The organism is Aquabacter albus (assembly GCF_040049275.1).
Taxonomy (GTDB): domain Bacteria; phylum Pseudomonadota; class Alphaproteobacteria; order Rhizobiales; family Xanthobacteraceae; genus Aquabacter.
This window is the reverse complement of record NZ_JBDZDT010000003.1, coordinates 597,949-618,102: the sequence shown is the minus strand read 5'-3', so window position 1 is coordinate 618,102 and position 20,154 is coordinate 597,949. Positions and strand designations below refer to the sequence as shown.

At 67.8% G+C, this 20,154-nt stretch carries 17 protein-coding genes; 8 read left to right on the top strand and 9 right to left on the bottom strand.

All coding sequences use genetic code 11. From position 1 onward, the window contains the following. Positions 1–143 precede the first annotated feature (143 nt). The gene (locus ABLE91_RS09280) at positions 144–1,199 is read left to right on the top strand and encodes a CobW family GTP-binding protein (protein WP_348930513.1); all 1,056 of its coding nucleotides are present in this window, start codon (positions 144–146) and stop codon (positions 1,197–1,199) included. A gap of 17 nt (positions 1,200–1,216) precedes the next feature. Here ABLE91_RS09280 and ABLE91_RS09275 read toward each other — a convergent pair whose 3' ends face one another. Together ABLE91_RS09275 and ABLE91_RS09270 are read right to left on the bottom strand one after the other, a co-directional pair. Next, entirely contained in the window at positions 1,217–2,263 is a 1,047-nt protein-coding gene (locus ABLE91_RS09275) for a hypothetical protein (protein WP_348930512.1), read from the bottom strand. 49 nt (positions 2,264–2,312) lie between these two features. After that, positions 2,313–3,719 carry a sodium:proton antiporter gene (locus ABLE91_RS09270; RefSeq protein WP_348930607.1) on the bottom strand — a complete coding sequence of 469 codons (1,407 nt, stop codon included), beginning with the start codon at positions 3,717–3,719 and terminating at the stop codon, positions 2,313–2,315. Positions 3,720–3,910: 191 nt separating this feature from the next. Here ABLE91_RS09270 and leuS point away from each other — a divergent pair, with 191 nt between their 5' ends. The 3 genes from leuS (at position 3,911) to holA (ending at position 8,168) form a co-directional block, all read left to right on the top strand. Then, positions 3,911–6,532 (top strand): leucine--tRNA ligase, encoded by a 2,622-nt coding sequence (gene leuS, locus ABLE91_RS09265; protein ID WP_348930511.1) that lies wholly within the window; start codon positions 3,911–3,913, stop codon positions 6,530–6,532. Further along, on the top strand, positions 6,519–7,076 hold the full coding sequence (locus ABLE91_RS09260) for a hypothetical protein (RefSeq protein WP_348930510.1): 558 nt from the start codon (positions 6,519–6,521) through the stop codon (positions 7,074–7,076). Before leuS ends, ABLE91_RS09260 begins: the two co-directional genes overlap by 14 nt. 66 nt (positions 7,077–7,142) lie before the next feature. Next, positions 7,143–8,168: a DNA polymerase III subunit delta gene (gene holA, locus ABLE91_RS09255; protein ID WP_348930509.1), complete on the top strand. Its 1,026-nt coding sequence runs from the start codon at positions 7,143–7,145 to the stop codon at positions 8,166–8,168. 45 nt (positions 8,169–8,213) lie between these two features. Here the strand turns inward: holA and ABLE91_RS09250 are convergent, their stop codons facing one another. The 3 genes from ABLE91_RS09250 to ABLE91_RS09240 form a co-directional block, all read right to left on the bottom strand. Continuing rightward, entirely contained in the window at positions 8,214–9,545 is a 1,332-nt protein-coding gene (locus ABLE91_RS09250) for an AmpG family muropeptide MFS transporter (RefSeq protein ID WP_348930508.1), read from the bottom strand. A gap of 40 nt (positions 9,546–9,585) precedes the next feature. Then, positions 9,586–10,260, bottom strand: coding sequence for a response regulator transcription factor (locus ABLE91_RS09245; RefSeq protein WP_348930507.1), 675 nt, complete (start codon positions 10,258–10,260; stop codon positions 9,586–9,588). Positions 10,261–10,361: 101 nt separating this feature from the next. Then, positions 10,362–10,829 carry a secondary thiamine-phosphate synthase enzyme YjbQ gene (locus tag ABLE91_RS09240; protein WP_348930506.1) on the bottom strand — a complete coding sequence of 156 codons (468 nt, stop codon included), beginning with the start codon at positions 10,827–10,829 and terminating at the stop codon, positions 10,362–10,364. Positions 10,830–10,907: 78 nt separating this feature from the next. On the opposite strand from ABLE91_RS09240, the gene ABLE91_RS09235 reads away from it, so the two are divergent. Continuing rightward, entirely contained in the window at positions 10,908–11,864 is a 957-nt protein-coding gene (locus ABLE91_RS09235) for an alpha/beta hydrolase (protein ID WP_348930505.1), read from the top strand. Here ABLE91_RS09235 and ABLE91_RS09230 read toward each other — a convergent pair. From ABLE91_RS09230 to dapE, 4 genes are all read right to left on the bottom strand, one after another. Beyond that, entirely contained in the window at positions 11,861–12,487 is a 627-nt protein-coding gene (locus tag ABLE91_RS09230; RefSeq protein WP_348930504.1) for a 2-hydroxychromene-2-carboxylate isomerase, read from the bottom strand. The two genes, ABLE91_RS09235 and ABLE91_RS09230, sit on opposite strands and share 4 nt — an antisense overlap. A gap of 90 nt (positions 12,488–12,577) precedes the next feature. Beyond that, positions 12,578–13,027: a DNA polymerase III subunit chi gene (locus tag ABLE91_RS09225; RefSeq protein WP_348930503.1), complete on the bottom strand. Its 450-nt coding sequence runs from the start codon at positions 13,025–13,027 to the stop codon at positions 12,578–12,580. A gap of 37 nt (positions 13,028–13,064) precedes the next feature. Beyond that, the gene (locus tag ABLE91_RS09220; protein ID WP_348930502.1) at positions 13,065–13,832 is read right to left on the bottom strand and encodes an alpha/beta hydrolase; all 768 of its coding nucleotides are present in this window, start codon (positions 13,830–13,832) and stop codon (positions 13,065–13,067) included. Positions 13,833–13,843: 11 nt separating this feature from the next. Then, positions 13,844–15,034 (bottom strand): succinyl-diaminopimelate desuccinylase, encoded by a 1,191-nt coding sequence (gene dapE / locus ABLE91_RS09215; RefSeq protein WP_348930501.1) that lies wholly within the window; start codon positions 15,032–15,034, stop codon positions 13,844–13,846. 140 nt (positions 15,035–15,174) lie between these two features. Between dapE and ABLE91_RS09210 the strand changes: the two genes are divergently transcribed. The 3 genes from ABLE91_RS09210 (at position 15,175) to ABLE91_RS09200 (ending at position 19,989) form a co-directional block, all read left to right on the top strand. Beyond that, positions 15,175–17,715, top strand: coding sequence for a DUF3772 domain-containing protein (locus tag ABLE91_RS09210; protein ID WP_348930500.1), 2,541 nt, complete (start codon positions 15,175–15,177; stop codon positions 17,713–17,715). A gap of 74 nt (positions 17,716–17,789) precedes the next feature. Further along, a complete protein-coding gene (locus ABLE91_RS09205) occupies positions 17,790–18,296 on the top strand; it encodes a CAP domain-containing protein (protein WP_348930499.1) in 507 nt (168 codons plus the stop codon). Positions 18,297–18,387: 91 nt separating this feature from the next. Beyond that, entirely contained in the window at positions 18,388–19,989 is a 1,602-nt protein-coding gene (locus tag ABLE91_RS09200) for an AMP-binding protein (RefSeq protein ID WP_348930498.1), read from the top strand. Positions 19,990–20,154: the final 165 nt, after the last annotated feature.

Sequence of the window (20,154 nt, the reverse complement as noted above, 5' to 3'; positions counted from 1 at the left end):
CGCGTCATGGCCTGACTTGATCCGGCCATCTCGTGGGACGGGGCAAGACGGCGACGAGATGCCCGGGTAAAGCCCGGGCATGACGGCGTGTTCGGTGCGCAAAGAATTATTCTACGGCCCAAGGCCGCTGTCCGGAGTGCCTCATGTCTGAGACCCAGAAGATCCCCGTCACCGTCCTCACCGGCTATCTCGGCGCCGGCAAGACGACGCTGCTCAACCGCATCCTCTCCGAGCTCCATGGCAAGAAGTTCGCCGTCATCGTCAACGAGTTCGGCGAGATCGGCATCGACAACGACCTCGTGGTGGGCGCCGACGAGGAAGTGTTCGAGATGAACAATGGGTGCGTCTGCTGCACCGTGCGCGGCGACCTCATCCGCATCATCGACGGCCTGATGCGCCGCAAGGGCGGCTTCGACGGCATCATCGTCGAGACCACCGGCCTCGCGGACCCCGCCCCCGTGGCGCAGACCTTCTTCGTGGACGAGGAGATGGGCGCACGCACCAAGCTGGATGCCGTGGTGACCGTGGCCGACGCGAAGTGGCTCACCGACCGGCTGAAGGACGCGCCCGAGGCGAAGAACCAGATCGCCTTCGCCGACGTGATCCTCCTCAACAAGACCGACCTCGTCTCGCCGGCGGAGCTGGCCGAGGTGGAAGGCCGCATCCGCGCCATCAACCCCTATGCCAAGCTGCATCGGACGCAGAAGTCTGAGATCGCCATCGACAAGGTGCTGAACCAGGGCGCGTTCGACCTCGACCGCATCCTGGCCATCGAGCCCGCCTTCCTGGAGGAAGATGAGGGGCACCACCATCATCACGACCATGATCATGACCACGGGCCGGACTGCGATTGCGGGCACGACCACGGCCATTCCCATGGCGGGCTGAAGCACTATCACGACGAGGAGATGCAATCCTTCTCCTTCGCCACCGACAAGCCGGTGGACCCGGACAAGTTCTTTCCCTGGGTGCAGGATTTGGTCGCCACCGAGGGGCCGAGCATCCTCAGGTCCAAGGGCATCCTCTCCTTCAAGGACGATCCGGACCGCTTCGTCTTCCAGGGCGTCCACATGATCCTGGACGGCGACCACCAGCGCCCCTGGAAGGATGACGAGGCGCGCCGCAGCCGCATCGTCTTCATCGGCCGGAACCTCGACGAGAAGAAGCTGGAGGACGGGTTCCTCTCCTGCGTGGCGTAACAGCCCGCCGGGAGAAATCAGGCCCGCGCGTGGGCCGGGCGCAGGCGCTGCATGGGATCGGGCAGCGTCCGCTCGATCCAGCCCGCCATGATCTGGCGGCGGGGGTAAAGCCACAGTCCCGCCCCCATGATCGCGACGCCCAGCGCCGAAAGGGCGAAGGGGAACAGGAGCGAATCCGCGAAGATGTCGGCCACTAAGTGGCCGAGATAAATCATGATGCCGATGGTGCCGAACACCGCGTAGACGCGCCGCGCCATGAAGATGGAAAACAGGATAAGGCCGATATTCATGGCGCAGTAAAGCGCCTTCGACCACTCGCTTCCGCCATCCTGCAAGGTCAGCCCGCCCCAGAAGGTCAGCGCCGCCACCAGATGGAGCCAGAAGGCGAAGTCGCCGCCGCGGACGAAGAGGTCCACGGCCCAGGCGATCAGGATCAGCGCGAGGCCGAAATAGAGCGAGAGGTCCCGGCGCTGCTCCCAGTTGAGCTCTTCCCCGTGGAACAGCAAAGGCGCGAGGTCCATGGACAGGAACCAGAGCGCGAAAGCGATGATCGCGACGATGAACGGGAAGCGGTAGAACCACAGGGCAAGCACGCCCGCGGCGATGGTGGCAAGCTCCATGGGCACCCAGCCGCCATTGATCCAGCGGTAGAAATCCCGATAGGTGCCGGGATCGCCGCCCGCGCCCCAGGCGCCCATGCTCTCCTGGAGGCCGAACACCGCCATCGGCGCCATCCCCACAGCGATCGCCACCATGAGCCCGCCGGGCGTCGTCAGCCCGCGCCGCCACAGACGTGTGCCGGCCGTGAGGAAGACGCCAGCATAGACCACGGCCGTGACGGTCAGCGCGGTGCCTCCCATCTGGGCGAAGGCGAGGGTCGCGAACAGCGTCATGGCGGCCAGCACCAGCAGCGCGCCGCCGTACCAGAGCAGGTGGGTGAGATCAAAGCGCGGCCGCGCCACGGACCCTTGCTCCGGCAAAGCGGAGAGCAGCCGGTCCCGCGCGTCCGGAGCCAATCCGGCGGCGGTGGCCGCCGCGATAATCTGCTCGCGGGTGTAGGACATGGACGACCTCAATCCTGACTTCGCTAGAGCACCACGATCCGCCGCTATTCTATAGGAAATACAGGAACGTGATCAGCGCGAAGCAGGGCAGAAGGAAGATGCACGACCAGGCCATGTAGCCGAAGAAGCTCGGCATCTTCACGCCCCGGTGCCGGGCGATGGAGAGCACCATGAAGTTCGGCGCGTTGCCGATATAGGTCATGGCACCCATGAACACCGCGCCCGCCGAAATGGCCTCCAGCGTCACCTCCAGCGGCCCCATCAGGCGGTAGGGATCGCCGCCGGCGAGGTTGAAGAAGACGAGATAGGTCGGCGCATTGTCCAGGAACGAGGACAGCCCGCCCGTCAGCCAGAAATACCAGACGTTCACCGGCTGTCCCGCATCGTCCGTCACGAGGTCCACCAGCGGCGCGAAGGCGCCGGCCGTGCCCGCGCGCAGGATGGCGATGACCGGGATGATGGTGAGGAAGATGGCGGCGAACAGCTTCGCCACCTCCTTGATGGGCTCCCAGTCAAAGCCGTTGCGCTCCCGCACCAGCTTGGGCGTGATGGCGAGCGAGATGAAGGCGATCACCAGCAGCAGCGCGTCGCGCACGATCCATTGCAGCTCCACGTGGGTGCCATAGACGCGGAAGCTCACGCCCGGTTTCCACAGCGCGGAGAGCAGGATCGCGCCGATGATGCCGGCGAGCAGGGGCACATTCTGGAGACCGCGGATGGAGACTTTTTCCGTGTCCGGCGTGGGGTCCGGGGGCGGAAATTTCTCCTTTGCGTAGAAATAGCGGTCCAGCAGGTAGAACACCGCCAAAAGGATGCCGGCGACCAGCGCGGTGTCGTGGAACAAATGGGTGGTGGTCCAGAAGAAGCTGACCCCTTTCAGGAAGCCCAGGAACAAGGGCGGGTCCCCCAGCGGGGTGAGCGAGCCGCCGATGTTCGACACCAGGAAGATGAAGAAGACCACGGTGTGGACGTTATAGCGCCGGTTGTCGTTGGCGCGCAGCAGGGGGCGGATCAGCACCATGGAGGCGCCAGTGGTGCCGATGAGGCTCGCGATCACCGTGCCGAAGGCGAGGAGCGCCGTATTGGTGGCGGGGCTGCCGTGGATGTTGCCCACCACCAGGATGCCGCCGGAGACCGTGAACAGCGCGAACAGCAGGATGATGAAGGGGATGTATTCGAGCAGCGCGGTGTGCGCCACCTCATGGGCCGTGAGGTCCGGGCCCTCGAGCAGGGCGAAGGGGATGAGGAAGGCGAGCCCCCAGAACAGCGCCACCTTGCCGTAATGGTGGTGCCAGAAGCTGTTGGCGAGAAGCGGGAAGAGGGCGATGGAAAGCAGCATCCCCACGAAGGGCAGCGCCCAGAGGGACGATAGCTCCGCCCCGTTGACGGCCGGAAGGCCCGGAATGGCAGCGTTGGCCGAGGAGGTGAGGACCAGTGCCAAGGCCCCCGCTGCCATGCCGATGGCGGCACCGTTCAAACGTCCAGCCTGCACAGACCCATCTCCCCGCGCCCGTTCCCGATTTGATGGACGATGAGGCGGGGTAAGGCAAGGCTACAACAGGGTTATCGGCCCCAAACGCGCGGCGCCGGTTGACCCGTGCGCCTGTTTCTGTCCTAGTCCCGGCGCTTTTGAACCCGCACGAGACCATGACCGCAGAACGCTACAACGCCCGCGACGCCGAGCCCCGGTGGCAGAAGATCTGGCGCGAGCGCGGCATCTTCCGCGCCCGCAACGACGATCCGCGCCCGAAATTCTTCGTGATGGAGATGTTCCCCTACCCGTCGGGGCGCATCCATATCGGCCACGGGCGCAACTATGTCATGGGCGACGTGCTGGCGCGCTATAAGCGCATGCGCGGCTACAACGTGCTGCACCCAATGGGCTGGGACGCCTTTGGGCTTCCCGCGGAGAATGCCGCCATCGAGCGCGGCATCCATCCCAAGGAATGGACCTACGAGAACATCGCCTCCATGAAGGAGCAGCTGGAGCTGCTCGGCCTGTCGCTGGACTGGGACCGGGAGGTCGCCACGTGCGATCCCTCCTATTATGTGGAGCAGCAGCGCATTTTCCTCGACTTCCTGGAGGCGGGCCTCGCCTATCGCAAGGAGAGCGAGGTCAATTGGGACCCCATCGACAACACCGTGCTCGCCAACGAGCAGGTGATCGACGGGCGCGGCTGGCGCTCGGGCGCGGTGGTGGAGCGGCGCAAGCTCTCCCAATGGTTCTTCCGCATCACCCATTTCGCCCAGGAATTGCTGGACGCCCTCGACACGTTGGACCGCTGGCCGGATCGCGTGCGCCTCATGCAGCGCAACTGGATCGGCCGCTCGGAAGGCCTGGAAGTGCTGTTCGAGCTGTCGAAGGACAGCGCGAAGGCCGCCGGCACGCAGACGGTGAAGGTCTACACCACCCGGCCGGACACGCTGTTCGGCGCGTCCTTCCTGGCGCTCTCACCCGACCATCCGCTGGCGACGGCTTTGGCCGCCGGCAACGAGAAGCTCTCGGCCTTCATCGCCGAGTGCAAGAAGGGTGGCACTTCGGCGGAGGTGATCGAGACCCAGGAGAAGATGGGCTACGACACCGGGCTGAAGGTCGTCCATCCGCTGGACGAGACCATGACGCTGCCGGTCTATGTGGCGAACTTCGTGCTCATGGATTACGGCACCGGCGCCATCTTCGGCTGCCCGGCGCACGACCAGCGCGACCTGGATTTCGCCCGCAAGTACCACCTCTCCGTCACTCCGGTGGTTCTGCCGCCGGGCGCGGACCCGGCCACCTTCACGGTGGACGACATCGCCTATGACGGCGAGGGCACGCTGTTCAATTCCCGCTTCATGGACGCCATGAGCGTGGAGGATGCGAAGGAGGCGGTCGCCCGGCGCCTGGAGCGCTTCCGGGTGGACGGTGAGCCCCAGGGCACGCGGCGGGTGAATTTCCGCCTGCGCGACTGGGGCATCTCGCGCCAGCGCTATTGGGGCTGCCCCATCCCGGTGATCCATTGCGAGGCCTGCGGCCCCGTGCCGGTGCCGCGCGACCAGCTTCCCGTGATGCTGCCGGACGACGTCTCCTTCGACCGCCCCGGCAACCCGCTCGACCGCAACAAGGCGTGGCGCAACGTGCCGTGCCCCAAATGCGGCGCGCCGGCGCACCGCGAGACGGACACCATGGACACCTTCGTGGATTCGTCCTGGTACTTCCTGCGCTATGCCTCGGCGAACGTGGACAAGCCGCTGGACAAGGCGGCGGTGGCCCACTGGCTGCCGGTGGACCAGTATATCGGCGGCATCGAGCACGCGATTTTGCATCTGCTCTATTCGCGCTTCTTCACGCGGGCGCTGAAGGCATGTGGGCGCGTGGACATCACCGAGCCGTTCGCCGGTCTGTTCACCCAGGGCATGATCGTCCACGAGACCTATAAGGACCATGCCGGCCGCTGGCTGTTCCCCGAGGAGGTGAAGCTTCTCGGCACCGGCAAGGCGGTGAAGGTGGACACCGGCGAGGACGTCGTCGTCGGCGCGCCGGAGAAGATGTCCAAGTCCAAGCGCAATGTGGTGTCGCCGGAAGTGGTGGCGGACACCTATGGCGTCGACTGCGCCCGCTGGTTCATGCTCTCCGACACGCCCCCCGAGCGCGACAGCGAGTGGACGCCGGCCGGCATCGAGGGCGCGTGGCGCTTCGTGCAGCGCGTGTGGCGCCTCGTGGGTGAGGCGGTGGAGCTGGGCACGCCCGCAGGCGCGCCGATGCCGGAGGCGTTCGGCCCCGAGGCGCTGGCGCTCCGCCGCGCATCCCACGGCCTTGCGGCGACGGTGGCGGACGACGTGGAGCGGCTGCGCTTCAACGTCGCCGTGGCCCATGTGCACGAGTTCGCCAATGTGTTCGGCCAGGCGGTCGCGGCCGCCCGTGCCGGTGCGGCGGATGCCGGCCTTGCCTTCGCCTTGCGCGAGGCGGGGGACATCCTCGCGCGCGTGGTCGGCCCCATGGTGCCGCACCTCGCCGAGGAATGCTGGGCGGTGCTCGGCCATGAGGGTCTTGCCGCCGAGGCCGCGTGGCCCGAGGCGGACCCGGCGCTTTTGGTGCGCAACACCATCACGCTGCCGATCCAGATCAACGGCCGCAAGCGCGACGACATCGAGGTGCCGCGCGAGGCGACCCCGGCCGAGGTGGAGGCCGCCGTGCTCGCCATGGAAAGCGTGCAGCGCGCTCTCGACGGGCGCCCGCCGAAGCGTATCATCGTGGTTCCACAGAGGATCGTGAATGTCGTCGCCTGACCGCGCACCGCTCGCAGCCCCCCGCCTCGTCCGCATCGCGCTCGCGCTTTCCCTCGCGGGGGCGCTCGCGGGGTGCTTCCAGCCCATGTATGCCTCGGGCACCACTGCGGCCGGGCCGAAGCTGCAGGAGAAGCTGGGCGACATCCAGATCGTCAAGATCGACGGCGAGCTGGGCAACGACCTGCGCAACGACCTGATCTTCGATCTCACGGGCGGCGCGGGCAACCCGCAGAACGCGCCCTACAAGATGTACATCACGGTGAAGTCCACCTCCACGTACGCCATCGTCAACACCTCTTCGGGCCTGCCCGAGGCGAAGGTGGTGCGGGTCTCCGGCGACTGGACGCTGGTGAAGGTGGGCGAGGAGAACAAGCCGCCGGCCAAGGGCTCGGCCGCCGCGTCCGCCTCTCTCGACGTGAGCCAGGAGCGCTTTGCCAATTACAGCGCCACCCGCGACGCGGAGAAGCGCGCGGCCGGCACGCTCGCCGAGATGATCAAGGCGCAGCTCGCCGCCTATTTCGTCAAGCAGCAGGCCGGCAGCTAGAGCGGGATGAGGAAAAGCGTGAAGCGGTTTTCCGCCCGCATCCCGGCAATGGCGGCGTAGCGCGCCATGGTTGCGGTCCGCGCGGGCGATGCCGAGGCCGCGCTCACCCGGCGCGACAAGAAGCACCCTGTCGTCCTCCTGTTCGGCCCCGATACCGGCCTCGTGCGCGAGCGCGCCCAGGCGCTGGTGAAGCGAGCGGTTCCCGACGCCTCGGACCCGTTCGCCGTGGTGCGGCTCGAGGGGGACGAGATTTCCTCCGACCCGCGCCGCCTCATGGACGAGACGCGCACCATCGGCCTGTTCGGTGGCGAGCGGGTGGTGTGGGTGCGCGCCGGCAGCCGCAACATCGTGCCGGCCTTGGAGCCGCTTTTCGCCGAGCCGTGCGATGCGCTTGTCGTGATCGAGGCGGGCGATTTGAAGCGCGGCGCCCCTCTGCGTGCGTTGTGCGAAAGCGCCCAAACCGCGCTCGCCATCCCCTGCTATGCGGACGGGGAGCGGGATCTTGCCCGCCTCGTGGACACCATGCTGTCCGAGGCCGGCCTCTCCATCGACCGCGACGCCAAGGACCTTCTCGTCTCCCTTATCGGCGGCGACCGGCTCGCCTCGCGCGGGGAAATCGCCAAGCTTGCCCTCTATGCGAAAGGGCAAGGGCGGGTGACGCTGGACGATGTGCGCATCATCGTCGGCGATGCGTCCGCGCTGGCCTTGGACGATGTGGTGGACGCCGCCCTCGCCGGCAACGCACCGGCAGCCGCTACGGCGCTCGCCAAGGCGAAGATGGCGGCGACGCGGCCGGATGCGGTGCTGGGGGCGCTTCTGCGCGGCCTCCTCTCGCTGCACCAGATGGCGCTGGCCGTGGAAGCCGGCAGCAGCATCGACCGGGTCATCGACCAGCAGCGCCCGGCGGTGCATTTCTCCCGCAAGCCGCACCTGGAGCGGGCGCTGCGCAATTTCTCGTCCGCCGCCCAGTGTCTCCGGGCGACGTTGATGGTGGACGAAGCGGTCCTCGCCTGCCGCCGAAGCCCCGCTTTGGGCGAAGCCATCGCCGAGCGCGCGCTGCTTCAGATCGCCGGGCGGCGGAAGTCGGGGTAGGACTTAAGAAAAGCCGTCATGCCCAGCCATGACGGCGACGGAGCGCTAGAACCCCGAAAAGTGCCGCCGCGCCTGGAGATAGGCCAGCAGCATCAGCCCCGGAATGCCCGCCAGTGCCGTTATCGCGAAGAAGAGCGGCCAGCCCGTCGCTTCGGCGATGAAGCCGCCGCCGGAGGCGAGGAAGGTTCGGCCTACCGCGGTGAGGGCGGTGAGAAGCGCGTATTGCGTCGCCGTGTGCTGCCGTGCGCCGCAGAGCGCCGAGAGATAGGCCACGAACACCACCGTGCCGATGGCGCCGCAGAAATTCTCCACGATGATGGCGCCGGTCAGGAACGGCACGTTCACGCCGATGATCGCCTGGGCCGAGAAGGCGAGGTTCGACGTCATCTGCAGGATGCCGCCGATCCACAGGCATGTGACCAGCGACATGGAACGGGCGAGCGCACCGCCGGCAAAGCCGCCGAGGAGCGCCGCCGCAAGGCCCACGCCCTTCACGATGGCCGCATAGGTCGCCTTGTCGAAGCCGAGCGCGATGACGAAGGGCGCTGTCAGGACGCCCGCAAACGCATCGCTGAACTTGTAGAGCAGCACGAACAGCAGGATCGTGACCGCGTTCGGCCGGGAAAGGAATTCCGCGAACGCGCCATAGGCGGTGGCGAAGACGCGGGAGAGTGCGCCTTCCCCCGCGGCGGCGTCGCGGCGGGCCGGGGGCTCGGGCTCCCGCGCGAGGAAGGTGGCGAGCATGCCCACGGCCATGCAGAGCGCGGCCGCCACATATCCCCACATCCATGCCTTGTCCCGGGCGATGTCCATGGTCTCGATGACCGCCACGATGGCGATGACGCCCGCGCCCGACACCAGCATGCCGATGCGATAGGCCGCCACATATCCCGCCATGCCCGCGGCCTGCTCGGAGGTGTCCAGCCGCTCCACGCGGAAGGCATCCACCACGATGTCCTGCGTCGCCGACACCGCCGCCAGGATCACCGCGCCCAGGGCCACGGCGAAGGGGGCGGAGGAGGGGTTCTGGAAGCCGAGGAAGAGGATGGCGAAGACCAAGGCGATCTGGGTGGCCAGCAGCCAGCCCCGTCGCCGGCCGAGCAGGCGCGAGAGCACCGGCACGTCGATGGCGTCCACCACGGGTGCCCAGAGGAATTTCAGCGTGTAGGGGAGCCCCACCAGGGAGAACAGGCCGATGGTGCCGAGATTGACCCCCGATTCCGTCATCCAGACGGAGAGCGTCGTGCCGGTGAGCGCCAAAGGCAGGCCGGAGGAGAAGCCGAGCAGGATCACCACCAGCACGCTCGGGCGGAAATAGACGGTGATGGCCTCGAGGGGCGAAGAGCCCGCCACACGGTCCGATAGGCGCTCGGTCATTCCGCTCCTTCCTCGCTGCCGGCGTCCTGAGCGCCGGCCGTCAGCCCTGCGGCTGGGTCCACAGGCCGGTCTCCACCTTGGACACCGCGATCACGGCCTGGGTACGGCTTTCCACTCCGAGCTTCTGGAGGATGGCCGAGACATGGGCCTTCACCGTGGCCTCCGAGACCGAAAGCTCATAGGCGATCTGCTTGTTGAGCCGGCCTTCCGACAGCATCATCAGCACCCGCACCTGTTGCGGGGTGAGGGTGGCGAGGCGGGCGATCACCGCATCGGCCTCGGCATCCGCGCGGCTCGAAAGGTTGATGTCGGCGGGCGCCCAGGTGCCGCCGGCCATCACCGCAGCCACCGCATCGCGCATGCCGGCGATGGCGAGCGTCTTCGGGATGAAGCCGGAGGCGCCGAGGTCGAGGCAGCGGCGGATCACCGCCGGCTCCTCGTTTCCGGAGACCACCACCACGGGCAGCGCGGCATACTGCGCGCGCAGATAGATGAGGCCGGAAAAGCCCCGCGCGCCGGGCATGGCGAGGTCGAGCAAGACGAGGTCGAACTCGGAATCCCGCTCCAGCAGGGCATGCAGTTCATCGAACGTGCCCACCTCGACGATCTCGCTCGCCGGATAGAGGGCGGTGACGGCCTCGTGCAGGGCGCCACGGAACAGAGGATGGTCGTCGGCGATGACGAGCCGGACGGTGTTGGCGACCTCGTCTCCCAAGAACGACCTCCCGCAACGGACGATTCTATGAAGGTTGTATGGCGTCCGCGAATCGCCCGCCGGCATTTTCGGCCGCTCAGCCTGTGGTGGCAAGCTGCGGATCAGGGCGCGGCCCGGCCGGAAAAGGCAAGGATGATCTCGCGCTCGAGCGGCTTCGCACGGTGCTCCACCAGATAGATGCCCTGCCAAGTGCCGAGGCAGAGCTTTCCCTCGCGCACGGGAATGGCGAGGTGGCTGTCGGTGAGCATGCTGCGCACATGGGCCGGCATGTCGTCCGGCCCCTCCAGATGGTGGACCCAGGGCCGGTCCTCGGGCGCCAGCGCGTGGAGCGCGGTCAGGAGGTCGATCTGCACGTCCGGGTCCGCATTCTCCTGGATGGTGAGGGAGGCGGAGGTGTGGCGGCAGAACACGAACACCATGCCGAAGCGCCCGCCGGTCTCGGCGAGGAAGGCCCGCACCTCGCGGGTGATGTCGATGAAGTCCTCGCCGCGCGTCCGCACGGTGAGCACCGCCTGGGCCTGGGTGTCGATGGCCGTGACTTTGGCGGGGCTGCGGGTCATCTCAGTCATCCCATATCCTCCGTTACCGCTCTTGACGCCCGCGCACTTGCCCTCTTCCCTTGCCCCGGCATGAGGGCTCGGGGACATATGGACACCATCCACCTTAAGAAAGAGGACTTCGGGGCGGAAGCCGTTGCCGCAGACACGCGGATGATCAACCAGGCGGTGATCAAGGCGCTTGCCGCGATCCCGGACCGGGGTAGCGTTCCGCCTGCCGTCATCCGCAAGGCGCGCCTGGAAGGGCGTGGCCCCTTCCCGCTGCCGCCGGAAAGCCGGCGCGCCCGCGACGCGGTGATCGAGGGGCCGCACGGCCCCACCCCGCTGCGCATCTATATGCCGGAGGCCGCGCCCAAGGGCGTCTATCTCCATCTGCATGGCGGCGGCTGGTGCATCGGCTCGCCGCGCGAGAATGACGGCGCCAACGACCGCATCGTAGATCGCACTGGCTATGCGGTGGTCTCGGTGAAGTACCGGCTCGCCCCGGAGCATCCCCATCCCCAGGGGCCGGACGATTGCGAGGCGGCAGCCCTGTGGCTCGTGCGGGAGGCGCAGGCGCGGTTCGGGACGTCCCGGTTCGCCATCGGTGGGGAATCCGCCGGCGCGTGCCTTGCCGTCGCGACGCTGGTGCGGCTGCGCGATCGGCACGGGCTGAAGCCGTTCGCGGGCGCGGTGCTCACCGCCGGCTGCTTCGACCTGCGGCTCACGCCGAGCGTGCGCCAATGGGGCACGACGCCCCTTGTGCTGAACACCGAGGATATCACCCGCTTCGTCGCCTACTACCTCTCCGGCGGCGGCAGCGCGGAAGACCCTGACGTGTCGCCGCTTCTGGCGGACCTGTCCGGCCTGCCGCCCGCCTTCTTCACCGTCGGCACCCAGGATGCGCTGCTGGACGACACCCTCTTCATGTCCGCCCGCTGGCTCGCCGCCGGCAATCCGGCGGAGCTGCTGGTGATGCCGGGCGGCTGCCACGTCTTCGTGCATTTTCCCGGCAGCGCCGGCAGCACGGCCAATGGGCGGATCGACGGGTTCCTGAACGGGCTCTAGGCTTTGGGCACGTCGCCGAAGGGCGCGCGGCCGGAGGCGAGGGCGTCATCCAGAAGCTCGATGCGGTCCTGGCCCCAGAAGACCTCGCCGTCGAGCACATAAGAGGGCGCGCCGAACATGCCGGCAGCGAGCGCCGTGGTGCGGTTGGCCTCATAGGCGGCGCGGATTTCCGTCGTGTCCGCCGCCGCGACGATGGCGTCGCCCGGCAGGCCCACCTCGTTGATGATGCCGGCGAGAACCGCCCTGTCGCCGAGATTCTCCTGCCGCTGCCAGACTGCCGAGTAAAGGCGTGGCAGCAGGGTCTCGATGGATCCGTGCGCCATGGCGGCGAGCACTGCGCGGTCGGCGAAGGGGGCGTCGAACGGCCAGAAAAGCGGGTTGAGGTGGAAGTCCACGCCCCTTTTCACCCGCCAGCGCTGCATCTCGAGCATGCGGTAGCGCTGGCGCGGCGGGGCGCGCTTCGCCAGCGGCAATCCGCCGGTCTCGGCGAACACCGGGCCGAGTTCCACGGGGAAGAAGCGCACGGTCGCGCCGTGGCGGCGCACCACATCCATAAAGGGCGCGTGGCCGAGGAAGGACCAGGGACTGGCAAGGGAGAAGAAATAATCGATGGTGCGGGACATTCGCGGGAGACCTTCTGGACGCGTCTTTCGAGAACAACCGTCATCCCCGGACCGAGCCCGGGCATGACGGCCTTGATTTTCGCTGCCGCCTCACGCCTTCCTCACCCACCGGCCGTTCTCATCCTGCTGCCAATAGGTGAGCGCGTGCCCCGCCGCCTTCGAGGTGCGCCATTTTTCGCGGGCGGCGGCGACAGCATCATCGTCGCGGCCGTCGAACATATGGACCACGCGCACATAGCCTCCCGCGTCCGGGATGTCGGCCCCGTCCACCAGGAAGCGCACCTGGGCGCCGTTGGGATTGGCCTCGCCCGTGGTGAGGAGCACGGGCTGGCGGTCGGGACGGGCCTGCGCGTCCGTGCCGTGGGGCAGGAAGGCGGCGTCGCTATAGGTCCACAGATGCGCGTCGAGCGCGTCGCGCCGCTCCGGTGAGCCGCATTGCACCACGCAGCGCCACCCCCGCTCCAGGCTCTTTTCGAGCAGCAGGGGCAGGGCGTCCTCAAGGGGGCGCCGTTCGAGATGGTAGAACAGGACTTCGGTCACGGGCGGCACCGTCGCGGGCGCGCCACGCCCCGTCAAGTCAAAGCAGGCTCTCCACCACGGTGACGAGGCGTTCCAGGTCCTCGGGGCGGGAGAGGCGGTGGTCGCCGTCCTTCACGAGGCTGAAGACCACGTCGTCCTCCGCAAGGCAGGAGACCAGCGTCATGGCGTGCTGCCACGGCACGTCCTCGTCCCGCGCGCCCTGGAGGATGCGCACGGGGCAGCCGACCGCGAAGGGCGTGCCGAGGACCAGGTGACGTCGCCCGTCCTCGATCAAGGCGCGGGTGATGACGTAAGGCTCGTCGCTGTATTCGGAGGGCCGCTCGAACCGGCCGGCAGACAGGATCTGCTGTTGCACTTCGGGGGAGAAGCGCGCCCACATGAGGGTCTCGGTGAAATCCGGCGCCGGGGCGATCAGCACCATGCCGGCAAGGCGCTTCTCGCCGCGCGCCGCCAGCGCGCGGGCCAAAAGAAGGGCGACCCAGCCGCCCATGGAGGAGCCGACAAGGATCTGCGGGCCGTGCGTCGCGCAGTCGAAGACGGCAATAGCCTCCTCCAGCCATTGGGAGATGGTGCCGTCCACGAAGCGGCCGCCGGATTCGCCGTGGCCGGAATAGTCGAAGCGCAGGAAATTCTGCCCGCGCCGCACCGCCCAGTCGGCGAGCGCCTGCGCCTTGCCGCCCATCATGTCGGACTTGAAGCCGCCCAGCCACATCACGCCCGGGCCCTGGCCGGGAATGGCGCGCACCGCGATGGCGCGGCCGGAGACGTCGAGATGGGTCAGGGTTTCGGGGCCGGGGGTGGTCACGCAGATCTCCGTCAGGCGGGAGGATGGGCGAAATAGCGGGCGATGATGGTTTGGTAGATGTTGGTGAGCGCCAGGAGGTCGGCGACGGGGGTCGCCTCGTCCACCGCGTGCATGGTGCGGCCCACGAGGCCGAACTCCACCACCGGGCAGATGTCCTTGATGAAGCGCGCGTCCGAGGTGCCGCCGGTGGTGGAGTGCTCCGGCCGGCGGCCGGTGACTTCTTCCACCGCCCCGCAGATCAGGTCCACGAAGGGGCCGGGGGCGGTGAGGAAGCTTTCGCTGGCGCCGGGGCGGAAAGACAACTCGAAACGGGACGGCTCTACCGCACCTTCGAGCCGGCGAACGATCTCGGCCTTCAGCGTGTCCAGGGAGAAATGATCGTTGAAGCGCACGTTGAAGCGGGCCTGCGCCTCCGCCGGGATGACGTTGAAGGCGGGGTTGCCCACGTCCACCGAGACCACTTCCAGGTTGGAGGAGGGGAAATGCGCCGAGCCCGCATCGAGGGGCGCATCGATCAGCGCCGCGAGCAGCTTCACGAGGCGCGGCACCGGATTGTCTGCGAGGTGCGGGTACGCGGCATGGCCCTGCTTGCCCTTCACCGTGATGACGCCGGAGAGGCTGCCGCGCCGGCCGATCTTCACCATATCGCCCAGGGCGCCGGGATTGGTGGGTTCGCCAAGGATGCAATGGTCGATGCGCTCGCCCTGGGCCTTCAGCCACTCCACCACCTTGACGGTGCCGTCGAGCGCCGGTCCTTCCTCGTCCCCTGTGATGAGGAGCGAGAGGCTGCCGTGTACCGGGCGCCCGTAGCGCAGCGCGGCGGCGAGCCAGGCGGCGACGCCGCCCTTCATGTCCACCGCCCCGCGTCCATAAAGCAAGCCGTCCACCACCTCGCCGGAGAAAGGGGGATGGCTCCAATGGGCGGCATCCCCCGGTGGCACCACGTCCACGTGCCCGGCAAAGCACAGATTGGGGGACTGATCGCCGATCCGGGCATAGAGGTTGGGAACGGGAATGCCGGCACTGTCGAAGGTCAGGCGCTCCACCCGGTAGCCGCCCGCCTCCAGGGCCCGCGCCACCACATCCAGCGCGCCGTCCGCATCGGGCGTGACGGAGGGCGCGCGCAGCAGCGCCTGCGCAAGGGACAGGGGATCGGAGGCCAAGGGGAAAGCTTCGCTCTTGACGGAGGGGGGCATGCTCATGGACTTAGAGTTCCGCATCGTCTCGCGCCGTTTTAGTTCGCTTTCCGGGTGGAAGGAAACCATCGGTGACGGCGGCAAGGGGGCGCTGCCATCAGGTCGCCGCCTTCGGGCAGCAGAAGGCCGCCTCCCGGAGGGTGTCCATGTCCCGCTCGTTCGTGCGTTTTTCCGGCGCGCTGTCTGCGATCCTGATCGTTCTCGGCCTCAGCTTCGCCGCCTTGGCGCAAACCGCGCCCGCCACGCCTGCGGCGCCTGCCGTGCCCGCGGTGACGGCCGAGGCCGTCCAGGCGGCGCGCGAGCGCATCGAGGCCATGCGCTCGGCGCTCAACAGCCTGGAAGGCTCGCTCTCGGTGCAGGGGCTCAGGGCCAACGACCTCGACGACCTGAAGGTGCGGCTCGACCCCATCCGCCGGGAAGCGCAGCAGCGGCTCGACGATCTCGGCCCGCGCCTGTCCAGCACCAAGACGCGCCTCCAGGAGCTCGGGCCCCCGCCGGCGGAGGGCGCCCCGCCCGAGGAGCCCACCGCTGCCGCCGCGCGCGAGCAGCTCAATGCCCAGATCGCCACGATCGATGCGGCATTGAAGCAATATGTGGCGCTCACCAGCCGCGCCGACCAATTGTCCGACCAGATCGCCGGCCGCCGCCGAAGCCTGTTCGCCGATCAGTTGTTCGACCGGTCCAACAGCGTGCTCGACCCTGAATTGTGGGCTGCCGCAGCCAGCGCCTTCAAGGTGGAGATCAGGGCGCTGAGGTTTCTCTTCGTGGACTGGGGCGGCTATGCCAGCCAGAGGCATGGCATCTGGCTTCTGGGTGCCATCATCGCCGGGGCGCTGGCGGTCTTTGCCGTCATCTTCACGGGCGGGCGCATGCTGCGCCGGCGGTTCCGCTGCCCGCCGCCGGAGGACGGGGAACACTATCCGCGCTTCCGCTCCGCCCGCGAGGCTGTGAAGGTTGCCCTCTTCAATGCGCTGACCGCGCCCTTGGCCGTGCTTGGCGCCTCCAGCTTCCTCACCGGCTTCGATCTGGTGCCGCCGCGGGTGCAGGATGTGCTGCATGGCCTGGTGGTCGCCGTCTTCATCCAGGCCATTGGCCATGCCGTGGGGCGCGCCGTGCTCGCGCCTCACGAGCCCTGGCGGCGCCTGCCGAACATTTCCGACCGCGGCGCGCAGATCAGCTACCGCTACTATTCCTGGACGGTCTGGACGCTGTCCATCGCCGCCTTCCTCAACATCATGCACCGCTCGCTGTTCTCCCCCGTGGCCCTCACGGTGGTTACCAGCGCCATCATGGCGCTGCTGATCGGCGGCTTCATCGCCCGCAGCCTGATCGGGCTGGCGCGGGCGGCGGAGGAGGATGACGAGAGCAGCGGGGCAACTGCGGAAGCACCCACCGGCGTCATGCGCCTCCTCCAGCCGCTCCGGCTCGTCATCTGGCTCGTGCTGGCGGCCATCATCGTTTCCCTGGCAACGGGCTATGTCAGCTTCGCCGCCTTCATCTCCGCGCGGATCGTGATGGTGACGGCGGTGGTGGGCGGGCTTTACGTGCTCAACGCCCTCATCGATTCCTTCTTCGAAACCCTGCGGTCGGACACCCATCAGGCCCGTCTCGTGTCGAAGACCCTCGGCCTCAAGCCGAACCGGCTTGAACTGATCGGGGTGATACTCGCCGCCTTGCTCAAGCTATGCCTGCTGTTCATGGCCCTCTTGCTGGTGGCGGGAAGCTGGACCTCCACGACCGACATCATGGACACGGTCGAGCGCGCCTCCTTCGGCGTGCGCATCGGCACCACCACCATCACGTTGTGGAACGTGCTCTATGCGGTGCTGCTGCTGCTCCTCGGCGTGCTGGTGGCCCGCACCTTCCAGCGCTGGATGGCCAACAAGTTCCTGCCGCGCACAGGCCTGGAGCCGAGCCTGCAATCCTCCATATCCACCGTGGTCGGGTATGTGGGGACCATCATCGCCTGCGCGGTGGCCATGAGCGAGGTGGGGCTGAACCTTGAGAATGTCGCCCTGGTGGCCGGCGCGCTCTCGGTGGGTATCGGTTTCGGCCTCCAGTCCATCGTCTCCAACTTCGTCTCGGGCCTGATCCTCCTGGCCGAGCGGCCGATCCGGGTGGGCGACACCATCAATGTGAAGGGCGAGGAAGGCTATGTCCGCCGCATCAGCGTGCGGTCCACCGAGATCGAGACCTTCGAGCGCTCCACGGTGATCGTCCCGAACTCGGACCTGATCACCGGGATGGTGAAGAACTTCACCCATTCCAACACCACGGGCCGTGTCATCGTCGCCATCAATGCCACCTATGATGCGGATGTGGACGAGGTGCGCGACATCCTGGTGGCGGCCGCCTGCGACCATCCGCAGGTGATCCAGAGCCCGCCGCCGCGCGTCTTCCTCACTAAGTTCACGGATGCCGGCCTGATCTTCGAGCTGCGCTGCGTGGTGGCGAACGTGGATTATGCCCTCACCGTGAAGAGCGACCTGCATTTCTCCATCCTCACGCGCTTCCGCAAGGCGGGGGTCGGCATGGCGTGTCAGCCTTGGGCGGCGCTGGCGCGGGCGCCTGCCGATCTCGTGCCGCCGCCGCCTGCCGCGCTGCCCGCTCCACCGCGGGAAGAGCCCACCCTCGACCTGCCGCCCGCCCCCAAGGAGGGTGCGCCGAAGGACGGGGCGCGGTCCTGACGCGGGCCTTGCTAACGCTTCCTCAACCTGCCGGGCCTCTCATCGGCCTTCGATACCCTTTTTCAGAGGCCGCCATGCGCCGCGCTGCTCCCCTTCTGGTCCTTCTCTCCTTCATGCTTGCCGCCTGCGGCACGACGGAGGTGGACACCAAGCCCGCTTTCTATGACGACCTCGCCAAGACCGGGCAGCCGGTGGATCCGGCGGCGGCGGCTTCCATCCTGAACGCCTATCGCGGCACCAAGGGCCTCTCGCAGGTGACCATCGACCCCTCTTTGTCGAAGGTGGCGCAGGACCAGGCGAACGCCATGGCGGCGGCGGACCAGCTTTCCCATGAGGTGGGCGGGCGCACCTTCGTCATGCGCATGAAGGCCTCCGGCTACGACCCGAAGATCGCGGTGGAGAATGTGGGCGCGGGCTACCACACCCTTGCGGAAGCCTTCTCCGGCTGGCGCGATAGCCCGCCCCACAACAAGAACATGCTGACGCCGGGCGTGACCCGCATGGGCATCGCGACGGCTTTCGCGCCCAAGTCCAAGTACAAGGTCTATTGGGCATTGGTGCTGGCCCAGCCGGAAAAATAGCCGGCGCCTTTGCGCTGCACAAAAAATTGGACGCACTGCGTCCGCCCGTTTAGGGTGCGTCCTGCCTAAGCCTTATGCAGGACGCAAGCATTTGCTGGAGAGGACCGAGTACGAGCGGGCGCGCGCAAGTTTCCGCTGGCACATTCCCGCCCGTTACAACATGGCCGTTGATGCCTGCGATGCCTGGGCGCAGCGCGACCCGCACCGGCCTGCGCTTTTCGTGAGGGGCCGCACCGGCTTTTCTCCCCTCAGCTATCTCCACATCTCGCTGGCGTCCAATCGCCTCGCCCGCGCGCTCGCGGCCAAGGGTATCGCGGCCGGCGACCGGGTGGCGATCCTCGCGCCCCAATCGCCGCAAGTGCTCATCAGCCATCTCGCGCTCTACAAATTGAACGCCATTGCGGTTCCGCTGGCGGCGGTGTTCGGCGTGGAGGCCATCGCCTATCGGCTGGAGGATTCCGGGGCGAAGGCGGTGATCACCGACGCCGCCGGCCTCGCCAAGTTGCCGGCAGGCGAAGGCAGGCCGGAGCTTCTCGTCTGTCTCGATGGCCCGTCCGCCGGTATCGAGGGCTTCGACGAGCTTCTCGCACGCGCGAGCGATGCGCCGCTTGCCATCGACAGCACGCCCGACGATCCGGCGCTGATGATCTACACCTCCGGCACCACGGGCCGCCCGAAGGGGGCGCTGCACGGGCACCGGGTGCTGATCGCCCATGTGACGGGCCAGGACTTCACCCACGGCTTCCCGCCGCATCCCGGCGACCGCATGTGGACGCCCTCCGACTGGGCCTGGGCGGGCGGGCTGCTCAACACCGTGCTGCCGTCACTGGTGCATGGGGTGCCGGTGGTGGTGCAGCCGCCGGGCAAGTTCGACCCGGAGGCGGCCTTCGCCTTGATGGCGGAGGCCGGGGTGCGCAACGTCTTCATCCCGCCCACGGCGCTTAAGATGATGCGCAGCGTTTCCCGGCCGCGCGAGCGGTTCGGCTTCGACCTGCGCACCGTGGGCTCGGCGGGAGAGGCTCTGGGGGCGGAGACCTTCGCCTGGGGGCGCGAGGCGCTGGGCGTTCCCGTCAACGAATTCTACGGCCAGACGGAATGCAATTACGTCATCGGCTCCAGCGCGGCGCTCGGCGTCGCGCGGGCCGGGGCGACGGGCAAGCCGGTGCCGGGCCATGAGGTTGCGATCCTGCGCGCCGACGGCACGCCGTGCGAGCCGGGGGAGATGGGGCAGATCGCCGTGCGCGCGCCGGACCCTGTCATGTTCCTCGGCTATTGGAACCGCCCGGAGGCCACCGCCGAGAAGTTCAGGGGCGACTGGATGCTCACCGGCGACGTCGCCCAGATGGATGCGGACGGCTACATCCACTTCCAGGGCCGCGACGACGACATCATCACCTCAGCCGGCTATCGCATCGGCCCGACCGAGATCGAAGACGTGATCCTGCGCCATCCCGCCGTGGCGCTCGCGGCGGTGGTGGGTAAGCCCGATCTTGTGCGCACCGAGATCGTGAAGGCGTTCCTGGTGCTGAAGGAGGGCTTTTCCCCCAGCGCCACGCTGGAGGCCGAGGTGCAGGATCTGGTGCGGAAGAATCTTGCCGGCTACGAATACCCGCGCGAATTCGTCTTCGTGGATGAACTGCCCCTCACCACCACGGGAAAAGTGATCCGCCGTGAGCTGCGCGCGCGGGGATAGCTAACGCGCCTCTCGATTAACGAACGCGTCGTCATGGCCGGGCTTGTCCCGGCCATCCACGTCTCGCCGCGTGTCCGCACCCAGCGGAGCCGCGTGGATGCCCGGGACAAGCCCGGGCATGACGGATAGGCGGGGATTGCTGATGTCTTGCAAATGTCCGGGCGG

What these genes read in the sequence shown, in the direction of transcription:
- ABLE91_RS09280 (WP_348930513.1), top strand. Translation starts at nt 144, where the DNA reads ATGTCTGAGACCCAGAAGATCCCCGTCACCGTCCTCACCGGCTATCTC.
- ABLE91_RS09275 (WP_348930512.1), bottom strand. Translation starts at nt 2,263, where the DNA reads ATGTCCTACACCCGCGAGCAGATTATCGCGGCGGCCACCGCCGCCGGA.
- ABLE91_RS09270 (WP_348930607.1), bottom strand. Translation starts at nt 3,719, where the DNA reads ATGGCAGCGGGGGCCTTGGCACTGGTCCTCACCTCCTCGGCCAACGCT.
- leuS (WP_348930511.1), top strand. Translation starts at nt 3,911, where the DNA reads ATGACCGCAGAACGCTACAACGCCCGCGACGCCGAGCCCCGGTGGCAG.
- ABLE91_RS09260 (WP_348930510.1), top strand. Translation starts at nt 6,519, where the DNA reads ATGTCGTCGCCTGACCGCGCACCGCTCGCAGCCCCCCGCCTCGTCCGC.
- holA (WP_348930509.1), top strand. Translation starts at nt 7,143, where the DNA reads ATGGTTGCGGTCCGCGCGGGCGATGCCGAGGCCGCGCTCACCCGGCGC.
- ABLE91_RS09250 (WP_348930508.1), bottom strand. Translation starts at nt 9,545, where the DNA reads ATGACCGAGCGCCTATCGGACCGTGTGGCGGGCTCTTCGCCCCTCGAG.
- ABLE91_RS09240 (WP_348930506.1), bottom strand. Translation starts at nt 10,829, where the DNA reads ATGACTGAGATGACCCGCAGCCCCGCCAAAGTCACGGCCATCGACACC.
- ABLE91_RS09235 (WP_348930505.1), top strand. Translation starts at nt 10,908, where the DNA reads ATGGACACCATCCACCTTAAGAAAGAGGACTTCGGGGCGGAAGCCGTT.
- ABLE91_RS09230 (WP_348930504.1), bottom strand. Translation starts at nt 12,487, where the DNA reads ATGTCCCGCACCATCGATTATTTCTTCTCCCTTGCCAGTCCCTGGTCC.
- dapE (WP_348930501.1), bottom strand. Translation starts at nt 15,034, where the DNA reads ATGAGCATGCCCCCCTCCGTCAAGAGCGAAGCTTTCCCCTTGGCCTCC.
- ABLE91_RS09210 (WP_348930500.1), top strand. Translation starts at nt 15,175, where the DNA reads ATGTCCCGCTCGTTCGTGCGTTTTTCCGGCGCGCTGTCTGCGATCCTG.
- ABLE91_RS09205 (WP_348930499.1), top strand. Translation starts at nt 17,790, where the DNA reads ATGCGCCGCGCTGCTCCCCTTCTGGTCCTTCTCTCCTTCATGCTTGCC.